The sequence below is a fragment of the Janthinobacterium breve genome (assembly GCF_051380895.1).
GTDB lineage: Bacteria > Pseudomonadota > Gammaproteobacteria > Burkholderiales > Burkholderiaceae_D > Janthinobacterium.
The window spans coordinates 63421-79180 of record NZ_JBNYXY010000011.1; the positions used below are offsets into that span (position 1 = coordinate 63421).

Consider the following 15760-nt stretch of genomic DNA (forward strand, 5'->3'; position numbering starts at 1 on the left):
ACACTGAACGTTGATTATAGTGCAGAAAAAGTACGGTCGTGCTGAATTTATCGCTTAGCCGTTTCAGCCCTCGTTAAGCAAGTACTCACCCTCGACCCTTGCCGCTGCAGCTCTCACCAGCTGCGAGACGGCCCACTCGGCCAGCGCGGCCGCCTCCTGGCGCAGGAAGCGCCGGTTAGCCTCTTCGAAGATGGGCATGCCGCGCAGCAGGGCCGGTATCTCGGCGAGGGCGATGCGCTGGCGTTCCAGCAGCAAAAATTTCAGCAACACCTTGACGGCATTCTGCGCATTGCGCACGGGGTCCGACGACAGGTAATCGAGACGCGAGTAAGCACGCTGCAGGGCGCCAGCGGCGTCCTGGAAGGGCCGTCCATGGCCGGGAATGACGACCTGCACGTCCAGGCTGGCGATCAGGTCCAGCGTGGCGCGCGCTTCAAGAAAGCCGGAGCCGCCATCGAGTTCGGGGAAGATCACGCCAAAGCCGTTTTCCCACAGGGCGTCGGCGGAAATGAGGATGCCCTCGTCGGCACAATAAAAGATCAATGAATGGGGATCGTGGCCGGGCGCGCCCAGCGCCTGCCAACGCAGGTCGGCCAGGGAGAATGTGTCGCCGGGAGAAATGGTGGCGTCAAAGCCGAAGCGCGGACATTGCTGGCCCGTGGCCTGGAAGCTGAGAGCATCGACATCCCACGCTCTCACCTTGTCCGCTTCCGACACGGGAATGGCCGTCTGGCAGCCATATTCGGCTTGCAGCAGCGCGTTGCCGCCACAATGGTCGGAGTGCAGATGGGTGTTGAACAAGCGGTCCAGCGGTCGCCCTTGCAAACTATGGCGCAGCAAGGCCAGTGTTTGCGGCGCATGCGTGACATAGCCGCTGTCGATCAGGGCCGCGTCATCCTTGCCCTTGAACAGGATGTTGTTCGACGACAGCCAGCCGCGTTCGAACACCTGCATGGAATCGGGGAACAGCGCTGGCGATCGCGGCATGGGCTTCCTCAGTAGTCGGACTCGAAATCGAGCAAAGATTCGCGGCCTGGCAATTCGGCCCACACGGCGCGCTTGAAGTCGTCGTCGGCCTTGCTCCAGGCGATGATCTCATCGAGCGTGCGCAAGCAGCCTTCGCACAAGCCACTGTTGCGGTTCATCTTGCACAGGCTGACACAGGGCGACGGCACCGGTGACGGCAAGGGGAGCGGAACGGCTGGCGGAGGTGGGGTAGCGACCATCATGGAGCGGCATTGGTAAACGTGAAGGCTTTCATTATGCCGCGAAACCATGCCGGCGAGGCGATACCACTGCCATGCAATGTTTCTATCACTATATTTCCGGCGCAAAACATGATTAAAAAGTCATCTATCGCACATTTATTTTATATCGCGTTTTCACTCTGCGGGCATTCGTCCTACAACACGATCAGGTCAGATCCTGCTTGACTTGAAATATTTCAGAACTATACTACCATCCATACAGATGGCAAATGGATGCCACGGGGAGTTTTTGGAGACTTATGGCCAAGCAAGACAGCAAGCCCAAAATTGGGGAATCCGAGAAAATCACGATCAACCTCGGCTTGATCGACCTGGGGCAGATCGATCTGCTGGTCCAGGAGGGATTTTATTCCAACCGCACGGATCTGATCCGTACGGCCATACGCAACCAGCTGGGTATCCACGCCGACGTGGTCAGGCAAACCGTCGCCCGTAAAAGCCTGGTATTGGGCATGCAGCATTATTCGCGCGCCGACCTGGAAGCGATCCAGGCAGCCGGCCAGCGCCTGCAGATCCAGGTCCTGGGACTGGCCAGCATCGCCAGCGACGTCTCCGTGGAACTGGCACTGGCCACCATTGAGTCGATTTTCGTATTAGGTGCCCTGCATGCCAGCACTGTCGTCAAGACAGCGCTCGCAGGGCGAATTCACTAGCGTATTGGTTCGCGGCGATGACCCGGCCGATGCGCGGCACCGTTAAGGATGGTCATGAAACTACCTCTCAACATGTTGGCGCACATGCGCGCCGCAACCCGCAATCTGATTGGCCAAGGTCCTGCCGCCGCCACCGAAGCGATCCAGCAAGCGCTGTCTGCCGCCGGCCTGGCGCCACAGCCAGCGTCCACGCAGCAATCGCCACCGCAGGCCATGCGCGACATTAATCCACCACCGGCGCCACCACCGGCACCGCCATCCGCGCAGGCCCGGGCCGCGCAGCCGCAAGCTGATGCCGCGCCGGAAGCGGCGCCTGTGCCGCCCACGCCGGCACAGGCGGCGCAGGAATTCGCGCAGGATTTCATGGCGCGCCTGGGCGTGCCTGTCAGCCTGGGGCAGCACAGCTTCGACCTGCCCAGCTTCGAGATGCCGAATTTTCATCCGCCAGGTTTCAACGCGCCGGCCGCCGCGCCGGCGCAGATACCCGCTGGCGCGCAGTTCATCGACGGCGTGTACCGCAACCATGCGGGCACGCGTTCGTACAAGCTGTATATCCCCAGCAGCTATCACGGCCAAGCCATGCCGCTGATCGTGATGCTGCACGGCTGTACGCAAAATCCCGACGATTTCGCGGCCGGCACGCAGATGAATGCGCTGGCCGAAGAAAAGGAATGTTTTGTCGTCTATCCGGCGCAGACGCAGGGTGCCAACAGTTCGCGCTGCTGGAACTGGTTCAATGCCATCGACCAGCAGCGCGACCAGGGCGAACCGTCGCTGATCGCCGGCATCGCGCGGCAAGTCATCGACGACTACCCGGTGAATGAACGCGAAGTATTCGTCGCCGGCCTGTCGGCGGGCGGCGCCATGGCCGTCATTGTCGGCACCTTGTACCCGGATTTGTTTGCCGCCGTCGGCGTGCATTCAGGCCTGCCCTTCGCCTCGGCGCAGGACTTGCCGTCGGCGCTGGCCGCCATGAAGGGCGGCGCCATGCCCAATGCCCAGCGCAAGGCACCGGCGGGTGGCGTACCCATCATCGTTTTCCATGGCGACCGCGACACCACCGTTAACCCGCGCAATGGCGATGAACTGATTGCCCAGGGTCTGCGCAGCCAGGCTGGCGGCAAGGCGGCCAAGGCCGCTTCCATCGACGGCAGCGTACCGAATGGCCACCGCTACACGCGCACCACGCACAGCCAGGCCGATGGCTCGCCGCTGGGCGAACACTGGGTCATCCATGGCGCCGGCCACGCGTGGTCCGGCGGCAGCGGCAGCGGCAGCTATACGGACGGCAAAGGCCCGGACGCCAGCCGAGAGATGCTACGCTTCTTCAAGACCGTCAGTTGATGTTTTCGGTGTATGGCGCGATCTGCCGCTGCTTGTCGGCGATCTCGCACACGCCATCGGCATAGCGCTTGGAGATGGCGATGAACTGGTCCTGGATCTCCAGGAAGGCGTCGACGATCTCGGCGTCGAAGTGCGAACCGCGCCCCTCGACGATGATCTGCACGGCCTGCGCATGGTCCATGCCCTGCTTGTAGATGCGCCGGCTGATCAGGGCGTCATAGACGTCGGCCAGCGCCATCAGGCGCGCCGAAATCGGAATGTCTTCGCCTGCGAGCCCTAGCGGGTAACCGCTGCCATCCCATTTTTCATGGTGGCCGTAGGCGATCTCCTTGGCGTACTTGAGGAAATCGACTTCGATGCCCAGCTCGTGCTCGGCCGCCAGGATGGCGTCGCGCCCCAGGGTGGTGTGCGTCTTCATGATGGCCATTTCGTGCGGTTCGAAACGCCCCGGCTTGAGCAGGATATGGTCGGGGATGCCCACCTTGCCGATGTCATGCAGCGGCGCCGTCTTGAACAGCAGTTCGATATTCTTGTCCGTCAAAAAATCGCGGAAACGCGGCAGGCCGCGTACTTTCTCGGCCAGCGCCTTCAGGTAGTGCGAGGTGCGGCGGATATGGTTGCCCGTCTCGCTGTCGCGCGTCTCGGCCAGCGACGCCATGGCGTGAATGGTGACGTCCTGCAGCGCCGCCACTTCCTGCACGCGCCGCTCCACTTCCGTTTCCAGGTACTGGTTCTGGTCGCGCAAGAAATCCTGCATCTGCTTCATCGCCAGCTGCGTCCTGATGCGCGCCAGCACGATGGGCGCCGAAATCGGCTTGGTGATGTAGTCGACGGCGCCCAGCGCCAGGCCCAGCTGCTCGTCGGCCACTTCGCTCATGGCGGTCACAAAAATCACGGGTATGCTGGCCGTGGCGGGATCGGCCTTCAGCGCGCGGCACACATCGTAGCCGCTCATGCCCGGCATCATGATGTCGAGCAGGATCAGGTCGGGCTGGTCGCCGCCGCCAGCAATCTTCAGGGCGCGCTCGCCATTGACGGCGATCTTGGTCCGGTAATCGTCTTCCAGCACCGCGCGCAACAGGTCGATATTATCTGGCGTGTCGTCGACTACCAGGATGGTTGGCTTGCCTGCTGGCGCTTTCATGCCCGTCCTTCGTTCTGCATAGTTATCCTTGTCACAGTGTCAGCTCCAGCGCATCGGCCACCTCGCCCAGCTGCGCCAGCGCACCTTCGAAATCGTATTGTCCCAGCATACGCTTCAACTGGCGCGCATGTTCCGCCTGCCCGGCCGCGACCAGCACCGGACCGATGCCGTCGAGATGCTTGACGGCCTGCGCGTCGTCCTGCTGCAGCAACTGCGACAGTTCGCGCAAGCCCGCCTCCAGGTGTGCCCGGTCCACCGGTGCCACCATGGCGTTGCCCGGCTCGGCCACATTGCTGCGCGACTGCATGGCCAGCACGATCTTCGGCACCAGTTCATCGAGCGCCAGGGTGCAGGCAGCCAGCGCCTGCGGCAAGCCGTCATGCGATCCCAGGATGAGCAAATGCTCGACCCGCGCCGCGCTGTCAGCCAGGCCGCCGGCGCCGATATTGCCGGCCAGGCCTTTCAGGGTATGCGCTTCGCGAATTGCCGTCTCGAGCTGGTTGTTCTCGATGGCGGCGACGATGCGCTGCATGGCATCGAACTGGGTTTCCACAAAACGGTCCAGCAATTTTCGCATCAACGTAGCATTGCCGCCTACGCGGCGCATGGCCTCCGCCATTTTCAGGCCGGCGATCACGGGCAGCTCCGCTTCCGGCTGCGCCACCACCGCCGTCATTTCCTGCGGCGTGGCCGGCGCGATCCAGCGCGCCAGGGTACCGAACAGCTGCGCCACGTCGATCGGCTTGGCGATGAAATCGTTCATGCCGGCATCCAGGCATTTTTCCTTGTCGCCGACCATGGCATTGGCCGTCATGGCAATCACGGGCAAGTTCGAATAACGCGGATCCTGGCGCAGCTTGCGGGTAGCCTGGTAGCCATCCATCACCGGCATCTGGCAATCCATCAGTACGCCGTCATAGGCGTTTTCCTCGATCTTCGCCAGCGCGATGGCACCATTGCTCGCGATGTCGACGCGGATGCCGGCATCGTTGAGAATATGCTGTGCCACTTCCTGGTTCACTTCATTATCCTCCACCAGCAATAGCCAGGCGCCGCGCAGGGCCCGTTCATCGTCGCGGTAGCTGCTCTGGCGCTGCGTCTTGCGGCTCTGCCCCGTCACGCCGCCAAACACGAACGATATCTGGTCGAGCAGGGTCGAGGCGCTGACCGGCTTGTTCAATACGCCGTCGAGCGGCAAGTCCCGCTGGCGCGCCGCCTCCAGCAGCGCTTCGCGATGGAAGGCGGTGACCATGATGCAGGCCGGCGTCGCATCGATGCCGGCGGCATCGGCGCGGATGCCGGCCAGGGTATCGAGACCGTTCATGCCCGGCATTTTCCAGTCCATCAGCACCAGGCCATACGGGCGCCCCTCGGCACGCGCCTGCGCCACGGCGCCGATGGCCAGCACGCCGCCAAACACGGCACGCGCCTCGAAACCCAGCGCCGTCAGCATGCTGACGAAAATTTCACGCGCACTGGGGTTGTCGTCAACCACCAGCACGCGCAGGCCCTGGAACTGCGGCGGTACTGGCAGGCTGTCGCGCGGCACAGCGGCCAGGCCGAAGCGGGCCGTAAAGAAAAAGGTACTGCCCACACCCGCTTCGCTGACCAGGTCAATCTCGCCTTCCATCATTTCCACCAGGCGCTTGCTGATGGTCAGCCCCAGGCCGGTGCCGCCATGGTGGCGCGTGGTCGACGTGTCGGCCTGGGTAAATGCCTGGAACAATTTGCTGCGCTGGGGCGGCGTCAGGCCGATGCCCGTGTCGCGCACATCGACGCGCAAGACGGCCGCATGTTCTTCGAGCTGCTGCAGGCGGATGCCGACGACGATCTCGCCCTTGTCCGTAAACTTGATCGCGTTGTTGGTCAGGTTGATCAGCACCTGGCCCAGGCGCAGCGGATCGCCCTGCAATGCGTTCGGCACGTCGGGCGCAATGTCGAACAGCAGTTCGAGCCCCTTGTCCTGCGCGCGCATCACGGACAGGTCGGCGATCTGCGCCAGCACGTCCTCGAGGAAGAAATCGACTTTTTCAAAGGCCATCTTGCCCGCCTCGATCTTCGAGAAATCGAGGATGTCGTCGATGATGGCCAGCAGGTTCTTCGACGCCGACTCCACCTTTTCCAGGTAGTTGCGCTGAGTCGACGTGAGCTCGGTCTGCAGCGCCAGGTGGGTCATGCCGATGATGCCGTTCATCGGCGTGCGGATCTCGTGCGACATATTGGCCAGGAAGTCCGACTTCATCTTGGTCGCATCTTCGGCCACTTCGACGGCATGGCGCAAATCCTGCTCGACGGCCAGGTTGGTGCTCATGTTTTTCAGCGCCTGCAGCAATTCGCCCGTCTCGTCGCGCGACGTCACTTCGATGACGGAACTGAAGTCGCCGTTGGCCACGCGCGTGGCGATCGCCACCGCCTCGCCCAGCGGACGCGTGATCGAACGCGCCGACCAGGCAAAGGCCAGGCCGATCAACAGGGCCGCCAGCCCGATGCCGCCCATCAGGATCAGCGACGTATCGATGTCGTTGCGTATCCTGGCCGCGCTGTCGCGTATCAATTGCTGCTGCAAGTCATCGAGCTGGCCCACATACAGCAGCACTTTTTCCAGCACCGGCAAGGTCTGTGTCTGCATGGCCTGCTCCGCGGCAGCATCCTCGCCGCGCTCGACCAGTTCGAACATCGCCTTGAGTGAAGCATAGTAGTCGGCGCGTGCAAGGTGCATCTGTTCCAGCAGGCGCCGTTCTTCCGGCCGCGCATCGAGACCGTCGAGGATGCGCACCTGCTCGTCGATGCCTTGCTTGATCGCTTCCAGGCGCGCCTGATTCGCCTGGCGCCGTGCCAACTCGTGCTGGTTCGGCAGGCTGCCAATGCGCGTGGCCGCCTCGCGCGCCAGCCCATTGATCTTGCTGGTGGCCTTGGCGGCGACCCAGTCGCGCTGCAGGATATCGTCGGTCTCGGCGCGGATGGCATAGATGCGGCTGCCCGCCAGGACAATGACGACCAGCATCAGCACGATCAAAATGGCATAACCGGCATTGATGCGCACGCCGATGCGGATATCCCTGAAGCGCATGACTTTCCTATCAGAAATTCTTGAAAATCGAAGTCTGAACGTATTCCCCTACGGAATGCAAGGTTTATTGCAAAGCAATTTATACCGAAGCGCTTAATTGGCCGACGTGGTGGCTTTTACAGGGGGCGTCAGGGTGGCGATATGCGCTTGCAGGCAGGCCGGACACCAGCAGCCGATGGCGCGACTGCCTGGCACGGGCACGGCGGGCGGCACGGCCATGCACCAGCATGGCCCGCTGGCCTGCGGGTCAGTCTGGCCACACTGGAAAGTGGCGCCGCAAAGCGTGCACTGGCTCATGGCTGTGTCTGAATTGGCAAGTGTGTGTCATGCTGCACCGGGGTGCGACGCAGATGTAACTGGCAGTAAAAGGGCTGGCTGGAGGACATATCGGACCAGACTATAGGATCATCAGGGAAAATACAACAAGATCGCCCTATAATGCCTCCAAGATTTTCTTCTTCCCTGTAAAATCTCACCAATCTATTTTCCGGACTCGCCATGAATCAACTAGCTAACTTGAACCTGGACATGAATGACGACTTGACGGCGGTGTCGCCGCAAATCAAGGCGCAGATTCTGGCCGAGGCCCTTCCCTACATTCGCAATTTCCATGGCAAGACCATCGTCATCAAATACGGTGGCAATGCCATGACGGACGAACGCCTGAAGCACGGCTTCGCGCGCGACGTCATCCTGCTCAAGCTGGTCGGCATGAACCCCGTCGTGGTGCACGGCGGCGGACCGCAAATCGACAACGCGCTGAAAAAAATCGGCAAGCAAGGCACCTTCGTGCAAGGCATGCGCATCACCGATGAAGAAACCATGGAAGTGGTGGAGTGGGTGCTGGGCGGCGAAGTGCAGCAGGATATCGTCATGCTGATCAACCATTACGGCGGCCAGGCTGTGGGCCTGACGGGCAAGGATGGCGGCTTGATCCGCGCGCGCAAGATGCAGATGCCGGACCGCGAACATCCGGGCGAATTCCTCGACATCGGCTTTGTGGGCGAGATCGACGCGATCAACCCGGCCGTCGTCAAGGCCCTGCAGGACGATGCCTTCATTCCCATCATCTCGCCGATCGGTTTCGGCCAGGATGGCCAGGCCTACAACATCAACGCCGACGTGGTGGCGGGCAAGATCGCGGAAATCCTGAAAGCGGAAAAGCTGATCATGATGACCAACATTGCCGGCGTCCAGGACAAGCAGGGCAACCTGGTGACCGACCTGTCCGCGCGTGAAATCGACGAGATGTTCGCCGATGGCACGATCTCGGGCGGCATGCTGCCAAAGATCTCGTCCGCGCTCGACGCCGCCAAGTCCGGCGTGAACACGGTGCACATCATCGATGGCCGCATCGAACACTCATTATTGCTGGAAGTGTTGACCGAGCAGGCTTTTGGTACTATGATCCGTTCGCACTAAAAAATAATTCGGCGCAATTCACCCAGCGCCGATTTTTTATGCCCTTGTAGCTCAGTGGTAGAGCACTCCCTTGGTAAGGGAGAGGCCACGTGTTCGATCCACGTCAAGGGCACCAGTATCCTTTCCCCCGCAGCTGAAAAACTGTCCATGGCGGCGTTGTACTTCCTCGCCGTACTAGCGTACTGTCTTCGTCAGTACGCCTTGCCCTGAACATTTTCCATCTGCTCTGCTATCTGTAGCCCGCAGCTAGTCCGCGTTTCAATACACCCGCTCGACCTTCAAGCCCCTTTGACGCAACAAATCCGGCACGCTTTTCGTTCCGACAAGATGCAGCACGCCGATGGCGGCCAGGCTGTGCTTTTCGCGCGACAGGAGTTTGGCGATGCCGTCGGCCAGGGCCGGGTTGCGGCCGTCGAGCAACACTTTTTGCACGAACTGCGCGGCAAACGACGGGTCTGTCGCCGCCTTGGCGGCCAGCTTGTCGAAGGCCGCCGCGTCGGCCGTGCGCCATGCGTTGGCGATCTCGCGCGCTTCCTGGCTTTGTTCCTGGTCCTCGATCGATGCCACGCCGTCTTCCAGGAAGCGGCACTGGTCGAGGGGCGTCATGGCGCCAAACAGCGCCATCTGGCCTTCCATCGATTCGAGTTCCAGCACGGGGATCTTGCGCGCCTTGGCTTGCTGCGACAGATAATTGTCGACCGCCAGGTCGGAGCGGTAACCGAGCGTGGAAAATTCGCCGATGGCCAGCATGCTGGCCAGCATCCACGGTTTCATCGGCGCCACCGATTCAGCTGAAATGCCGTATTTTTGCAACAACGGCGCCAGGCGCGGCGCCAGCGTCCGGCGGCAGTCTGCGGGCGCTGTGCTGCCCGGCGCCTCCATGCCGTATTTCAGCACGGCGCCCAGGGCGGCGCGCGGATCGGCGCCGGGATCGATCTCCAGCGCCAGCGCCCCGGCGCCTTCCAATGCCTGCATCACGGTCGGCTCGAGCGGATAAAAATCGGGCGCGCCAACGTGGATGGTGCCGAACAAATACAGGGTGTGGCCGGCGTCCTGCACCTTGAACAGGGCGCCCCGGTTTTGCGCCACGGAAGGTACCTCGGCCAAGGCCGCCTGCAACGGCAACAAGAATAATCCGCAAAAAATCACTATAATCTGGCGTCGCATGGTTTTCCTGATTGTTGAATTTTTCATCTTCTCTCGCTAGCAAAGACTCTTGTGCCTGTGTCCCATCTTAACCGCTCGTCGCCGGTCTGGCTGTTTGACCTCGACAACACGCTGCACAATGCCTCGCACGCCATCTTCCCCACCATCACGGCCAATATGAACACGTATATTGCCCGCGTACTGGGCGACGGTGTGACGCCGGCCGACGACGCAATCGTCAATGCGGCGCGCGCGGCCTACTGGCGCCGCTACGGCGCCACCTTGCTGGGCATGGTCAAGCACCATCAGGTGCAGGCCGCGCATTTTTTGCACGAGACGCATACCTTCGACGATTTGCGCGCCATGATACGCGCCGAGCGGGGACTGGGGGCTTTACTCAAACGCCTGCCTGGCCGTAAAATTTTACTCACCAACGCGCCGCTGCGCTATTCGAGCGACGTGATGCGCCACCTGGGCCTGCGCCAGCACTTTGCGCAGCATATCGCCATTGAGGCAATGCATGTGCACCGCCAGCTGCGGCCCAAGCCATCGACCCTGATGCTGCGCAAACTGATGCGCAAGCACCAGATCCGCCCTGGCCGCTGCATCCTGGTGGAAGACACCCTCGCCAACCTGAAGGGTGCGAAAAAACTGGGCCTGCGCACGGCCTGGATCACGCAATACCTGAAAATGGCCGATCCGATCGGCGTTGCAAAGCTGCCCAGAGCGTTAAATCGCCCCGCTTACGTCGATGTCAAAGTAAAATCTGTCCGGCATTTGGCACGCCGCCTTCACCGTCTGCGCTGAAGGGGACTCCTGGGCTTCCGGTTGACGCCGGAAGCCGCACCGCTAGCGGCGGTGACGGACCTCCCCATCAAGGCAGCATTTTTTTTAACGACAAGAGAAAATATGGCAAGCACACCGCCGGGCCAACGCAGGCTACAAATTCTTCAGGCCCTCGCGGCAATGCTGGAGCAGCCGAAAGGCGAAAAGATCACCACTGCCGCACTGGCCGCCAGACTGGCCGTCTCGGAAGCGGCCCTGTACCGCCATTTCGCCAGCAAGGCGCAAATGTTCGAAGGATTGATCGAGTTCATCGAGGCTAGCGTCTTCGGCCTGATCAACCAGATTGCGGAAAAGCACAGCGACGGCATGACGCAGACGCGCGACATCGTCGGCATGCTGCTCAATTTCGCCATCAGCAATCCGGGCATGACGCGCGTGCTGATCGGCGATGCGCTGGTCAATGAGGACGAGCGCCTGCAAGTGCGCATGAACCAGTTCTACGACCGCGTGGAACTGGCACTCAAGCAGGCCTTGCGCGTGGCCGCCGCCGAAGGCCATGGCAAGGAAAGCGAAGTGGCGGCGCGCGCCACCTTGATCGTCAGCTTCGTCATCGGGCGCTGGCACCGCTACGCCAAGAGCGGCTTCAAGATCAATCCCTCCCAGGAAGCGGCGCTGCAAATCGCCATGCTGCTGGGGTAAGTCACCGCTGCAGCTGTCCCCATGCATACCGACTGTTTCGCCCTGCTCGACGACGCCAGCACGCCAGGCGCCGGTTCGCGCCTGTACACGGGCCTGGCGGCGGTCTTGCAGTGCACCGAGGGTGACGGGTGGCCAGCCCTGCTCGAAGGGCTGCAAGCGGCCTTAAAACGCGGCCAGTACGCCGTCAGCGTATGCAGCTACGAGCTGGGGGCGCACTTGCTGGCCATGCCGCCGCGCCCGGCCGGCATCGATGCGCCGCCGCTGGCGCAAGTACTCGTCTTTGAAGAATGTACTCAGCTCTCGCAGGAAGAGGTGCTGCAGTGGCTGGCCGATCAGACACCGGCGACGGCAACGCCGGCAGGCATCGCCGGCATCCGCGCGAATGTGGATCAAGCGGAATTCACGCGCGCGCTGCAGCGCATCCACGACTACATCGTGGCCGGCGACACCTACCAGGTCAACTACACCTATCGTTTGCGCTTCGACGCCTTTGGCTCGCCCCCGGCCCTGTATGCGCGGCTGCGCACACGCCAGCCGGTGCCGTATGGCGCACTGGTGATGCTGCCCGATGGCGGCGCCCTGCTATCGCTGTCGCCGGAGCTGTTCGTACGCCATGCGCAAGGCGAGTTGACGGCACGTCCCATGAAAGGCACGGCGCCCGCCGCCCCTGCCGAACAAGTGGCAGACAACGCGCGCCGCGCCAGCGCCCTGGCCAACGATCCGAAGAACCGCGCGGAAAACCTGATGATCGTCGACCTGCTGCGCAACGACATCGGCCGCATCGCCGCCACGGGGTCCGTCAAGGTGCCGGCCCTGTTCGAGGTGACGCGCTACAGCAGCGTGCTGCAAATGACCTCCACCGTGCAAGCGCGCCTGCGCGGCGACGCCAGCCTGGCCGACATCTTCCAGGCCTTGTATCCGTGCGGTTCGATCACGGGCGCGCCCAAACGGCGCACCATGGAAATCATCGCCGAGCTGGAAGGGGCGCCGCGCGGCATCTACACGGGCGCCATCGGCTGGTTCGATCCGCCATCTTCCGGCCACGCGGTGGGTGATTTCTGCATGTCCGTGCCGATCCGCACGCTTGCCCTGCAACCGGCTGGCCCTGGCGGCATCCGGCGCGGCGAAATGGGCGTGGGCGCCGGCATCGTGCTCGACAGCGATCCGCAAGAGGAATTTGCGGAGTGCCAACTCAAGGCCCGTTTCCTGACGGGGCTGAGCAACGACTTCGAACTGTTCGAGACCCTGCACGCCAGCCGCGCCAGCGGCTGCCGCCAGCAAGAGCGCCACCTGGCGCGCTTGGGCGCCTCCAGCGCCTACTTCGGGTTTGCCTGGGATGCAGACGCTGCCCGCGCCGCGCTGCAGACGGCCTGCGCGGCACGCCCCGACGATGCGCCCTTCCGCCTGCGCCTGGCGCTACGCCAGGATGGCCAGTTCACGCTGCAAAGCGGCGCCCTGACGCCCTTGCCAGAGACGGTGGACATCCTGCTGGCGCCGGACGCCACGATTGCCGACGACCTGTTCCTGCGCCACAAGAGCAGCGTGCGCGCGCATTATGACGCGGCCTGGCGCGCGGCCGAGGCCCAGGGCGGCTTCGACATGCTGTTCTTTAACGAGCGGGGTGAGCTGACGGAAGGCGGGCGCAGCAATGTCTTCGTCCGACTGGACGGCCGCTGGCACACCCCCCCCTTGTCCTGCGGCTTGCTGCCGGGCGTGCAGCGCGCGGCCATGCTGGCCGATCCCGCCTGGAATGCGCAGGAAACCATCATCACCCGCGCCATGCTGGCGCGGGCCGAAGCGATTGTCGTGTGCAATGCGCTGCGCGGCGCGTTGCCGGCAGAACTTATTTAAAGATCCACACGCATTTCATAACCGCCATAGATCATCCGCTTGCCATCGAACGGCAGCTTGGCCGGATCCATCATCTCGGCCAAGCGGGGGTCTTTCATGACCTTGTCGTTGATTTCATCACGCTTGGCGCGCGATTCGAACACGATCCAGGAAAACACCACCACTTCGCCATCCTGCAAGTCCACGGCCTGCGGGAACGAGGTCAGCTTGCCCGGCTTGACATCGTCACCCACGCATTCGCGAAATTCCTGCGCGCCATATTCGCGCCAGACGGCGCCGCAGGCGCGCGACATGGCCAGATAGGCATCGAGCTTGGCCTTCGGCACGGGAACCACAAATCCATCGACATACGCCATGATGCTCTCCTTTATGAAGACAAACGCGAACAACCAGCTTAGGACAACGATGGCAAGACGACAAGCGCGGCATTAAAAAAAAGCAGGCACGCTGGCCTGCTTGTGTATCGGCAACTTACATCGCCAGCGCTTTTTCCACCGCGCCAACCAGTTTCTTGTCGTCCGGCGTCACCTTGCTGGGGAAGCTTTCCACCACTTTACCGTGGCGGTCGATCAGGTATTTATGAAAATTCCAGGCCGGCGTCTTGCCCGTCTGCTTGATCAAGTCCACGTACAGCGGATTCGGCGTGGGACCGGAAACGACGGACTTCGAAAACATGGGGAACTTCACGCCATAGGTGTTGTAGCAGAAATCGGCGATTTCCTTGCTGTTGCCGGGCTCCTGCTTGCCGAAATCGTTCGACGGGAAACCCAGCACCACCAGGCCCTTGCTGCCGTATTTCGCGTACAGCGCCTCGAGTCCTTCATATTGATTGGTAAAACCACAATAGCTGGCCGTATTCACCACCAGCACCACCTTGCCCGCGTATTGGCACAGGTTTTGCGGCGTTTCATCCTGCAGGCGATTGAAGGTTTGCTTGAGGATGGCGGGGCAGGCAGCTGGCGCGGCAGCAGCGGTGGCGGTTTCGGCAGCATGGGCTGGAACGCTCATGCCAACGCTGGCGGCAAGGGTGGTCAGCACAAACAGCTGGGCAAGGGTCTTGGACATGAAGGGCACCATGGTCGAAAAGGAAAAAAACCATTCTATGCCAAACGCCGCGTGCGCGTATGAGGGCCACAACAACAGCGATGGCTTGAGCGATATCAACGATGGTGCAGTACTTGCCCAACACACAGTTTTTTTACCTATGCTCGGCCTTCCTGTCCTTTTTCTAGCCCTGTGGAGTCGCCATGTCCTTCCTGCACCTGACCGCATTACCCACCGCCCTGCTGGCCGCCAGCCTGCTCGTCCTGGCGCCTGGCGGCGCGCACGCCGCCACGGCCGCCAAGGCTGTCAAAGCCACCGCCGCGGGCAGGGACGCCCCCGCCCTGCCCGCCTACCAGGCCGACCTGAGCCAGACCACCGTATCGGGCCTGTCCTCGGGCGGCTTCATGGCGGCGCAATTTGCCGTCGCCTACTCGGCCACTGTCTCCGGCGCAGGCATCATCGCCGGCGGCCCGTATTTCTGCTCGGGCCAGCCGGGCCGCTTCCCCTACATTCCCTATTTGACGAATGCCCTGACCACCTGCATGAATCCGGGCAGCGCGCAGGTGGCGCCGCCCGTGGCCAGCGAATTGCTGCGCGCGGCGAACGATTTTGCGCGCGCCCGTCTCATCGACGACACGGCCAACCTGAAACGCCAGCGCGTATATCTGTTCAGCGGAACGAAAGACCAGACCGTGACGCAGCCGGTGGTGGAGCAGGTGGAAAAATTCTATCAACTGGCGGGCACGCCGGCAGCGCAGATCCGCTTCGTTGATACGGTCGGCGCGGGCCATGCCATCATCACAGACAACAATCAGGACAAGCCCTGCGCCGTGACGGAATCGCCGTTCATCAATGATTGCGACTTCGTGCAGGCGCGCGACATCCTGCAGCACCTGTACCCGGACCTGCAACCCTCGTCGACCACCCTGACGGGCAAGCTGATCGCATTCAACCAGCGCAGCTTCATCCAGAGCGCGTACTCCAGCATGAACAATACGGGCTACGCCTACATCCCGAAAGCCTGCGACAGCGAGAGCTGCCGCGTGCACGTGGTCTTTCACGGCTGCCTGCAAACGACGCAAGCCATCGGCAACCGCTTCTACACCACCACCGGCTACAACCAGGTGGCGGACGCCAACAAGATCATCGTGCTGTATCCGCAGGCCGAACCGAGCCCCGTCTACCCGTACAACCCGAAAGGCTGCTGGGATTTCTGGGGCTACACCAGCATCAATCCGATCGACCCGGATTTTTACCGCAAGAGCGGCACGCAGATGGAAGCGGTCAAGGGCATGCTAGACCGCCTTGCCGCACGCCGCGGCTCACGCTAGGC

At 62.2% G+C, this 15760-nt stretch carries 15 protein-coding genes and 1 tRNA gene; 8 read left to right on the forward strand and 8 right to left on the reverse strand.

Annotated elements, in window-relative coordinates; all coding sequences use genetic code 11:
• Positions 1–63: 63 nt before the first annotated feature.
• A complete protein-coding gene (locus ACQ4W0_RS22460) occupies positions 64–987 on the reverse strand; it encodes an MBL fold metallo-hydrolase (protein ID WP_436578773.1) in 924 nt (307 codons plus the stop codon).
• A gap of 8 nt (positions 988–995) precedes the next feature.
• A complete protein-coding gene (locus tag ACQ4W0_RS22465) occupies positions 996–1229 on the reverse strand; it encodes a DUF1289 domain-containing protein (protein ID WP_242428551.1) in 234 nt (77 codons plus the stop codon).
• A 278-nt stretch (positions 1230–1507) separates the two neighbouring features.
• Between ACQ4W0_RS22465 and ACQ4W0_RS22470 the strand changes: the two genes are divergently transcribed.
• On the forward strand, positions 1508–1921 hold the full coding sequence (locus ACQ4W0_RS22470; protein WP_101483396.1) for a CopG family transcriptional regulator: 414 nt from the start codon (positions 1508–1510) through the stop codon (positions 1919–1921).
• A gap of 54 nt (positions 1922–1975) precedes the next feature.
• Entirely contained in the window at positions 1976–3265 is a 1290-nt protein-coding gene (locus ACQ4W0_RS22475) for an extracellular catalytic domain type 1 short-chain-length polyhydroxyalkanoate depolymerase (RefSeq protein WP_436578774.1), read from the forward strand.
• Here ACQ4W0_RS22475 and ACQ4W0_RS22480 read toward each other — a convergent pair.
• From ACQ4W0_RS22480 to ACQ4W0_RS22490, 3 genes are all read right to left on the reverse strand, one after another.
• On the reverse strand, positions 3258–4409 hold the full coding sequence (locus tag ACQ4W0_RS22480) for a response regulator (protein WP_436578775.1): 1152 nt from the start codon (positions 4407–4409) through the stop codon (positions 3258–3260). The two genes, ACQ4W0_RS22475 and ACQ4W0_RS22480, sit on opposite strands and share 8 nt — an antisense overlap.
• A 31-nt stretch (positions 4410–4440) precedes the next feature.
• Positions 4441–7479: a response regulator gene (locus ACQ4W0_RS22485; RefSeq protein ID WP_436578776.1), complete on the reverse strand. Its 3039-nt coding sequence runs from the start codon at positions 7477–7479 to the stop codon at positions 4441–4443.
• 93 nt (positions 7480–7572) lie between these two features.
• Complete coding sequence (locus tag ACQ4W0_RS22490; protein ID WP_436578777.1) at positions 7573–7776, reverse strand: cysteine-rich CWC family protein; 204 nt, start codon at positions 7774–7776, stop codon at positions 7573–7575.
• A gap of 231 nt (positions 7777–8007) precedes the next feature.
• On the opposite strand from ACQ4W0_RS22490, the gene argB reads away from it, so the two are divergent.
• Together argB and ACQ4W0_RS22500 are read left to right on the forward strand one after the other, a co-directional pair.
• Positions 8008–8901 carry an acetylglutamate kinase gene (gene argB / locus ACQ4W0_RS22495; protein ID WP_010393729.1) on the forward strand — a complete coding sequence of 298 codons (894 nt, stop codon included), beginning with the start codon at positions 8008–8010 and terminating at the stop codon, positions 8899–8901.
• Positions 8902–8941: 40 nt separating this feature from the next.
• Positions 8942–9016, forward strand: a tRNA-Thr gene (locus ACQ4W0_RS22500).
• Between the two features lie 143 nt (positions 9017–9159).
• Here ACQ4W0_RS22500 and ACQ4W0_RS22505 read toward each other — a convergent pair.
• Positions 9160–10029: a TraB/GumN family protein gene (locus ACQ4W0_RS22505; protein WP_436578778.1), complete on the reverse strand. Its 870-nt coding sequence runs from the start codon at positions 10027–10029 to the stop codon at positions 9160–9162.
• A gap of 90 nt (positions 10030–10119) precedes the next feature.
• Between ACQ4W0_RS22505 and ACQ4W0_RS22510 the strand changes: the two genes are divergently transcribed.
• The 3 genes from ACQ4W0_RS22510 (at position 10120) to pabB (ending at position 13383) form a co-directional block, all read left to right on the forward strand.
• Positions 10120–10854, forward strand: a complete 735-nt coding sequence (locus tag ACQ4W0_RS22510; RefSeq protein WP_436553990.1) for a pyrimidine 5'-nucleotidase — start codon at positions 10120–10122, stop codon at positions 10852–10854.
• A 102-nt stretch (positions 10855–10956) separates the two neighbouring features.
• Entirely contained in the window at positions 10957–11532 is a 576-nt protein-coding gene (gene slmA, locus ACQ4W0_RS22515) for a nucleoid occlusion factor SlmA (RefSeq protein ID WP_353659357.1), read from the forward strand.
• Positions 11533–11553: 21 nt separating this feature from the next.
• Entirely contained in the window at positions 11554–13383 is a 1830-nt protein-coding gene (gene pabB, locus ACQ4W0_RS22520) for an aminodeoxychorismate synthase component I (protein ID WP_436578779.1), read from the forward strand.
• Here pabB and ACQ4W0_RS22525 read toward each other — a convergent pair.
• Together ACQ4W0_RS22525 and ACQ4W0_RS22530 are read right to left on the reverse strand one after the other, a co-directional pair.
• Positions 13380–13739, reverse strand: a complete 360-nt coding sequence (locus ACQ4W0_RS22525) for a DUF1428 domain-containing protein (RefSeq protein WP_436578780.1) — start codon at positions 13737–13739, stop codon at positions 13380–13382. The genes pabB and ACQ4W0_RS22525 overlap by 4 nt on opposite strands.
• A gap of 115 nt (positions 13740–13854) precedes the next feature.
• Positions 13855–14448, reverse strand: coding sequence for a glutathione peroxidase (locus tag ACQ4W0_RS22530; RefSeq protein ID WP_436578781.1), 594 nt, complete (start codon positions 14446–14448; stop codon positions 13855–13857).
• A 182-nt stretch (positions 14449–14630) separates the two neighbouring features.
• Between ACQ4W0_RS22530 and ACQ4W0_RS22535 the strand changes: the two genes are divergently transcribed.
• The gene (locus tag ACQ4W0_RS22535) at positions 14631–15758 is read left to right on the forward strand and encodes an extracellular catalytic domain type 2 short-chain-length polyhydroxyalkanoate depolymerase (RefSeq protein ID WP_436578782.1); all 1128 of its coding nucleotides are present in this window, start codon (positions 14631–14633) and stop codon (positions 15756–15758) included.
• Positions 15759–15760 lie beyond the last annotated feature (2 nt).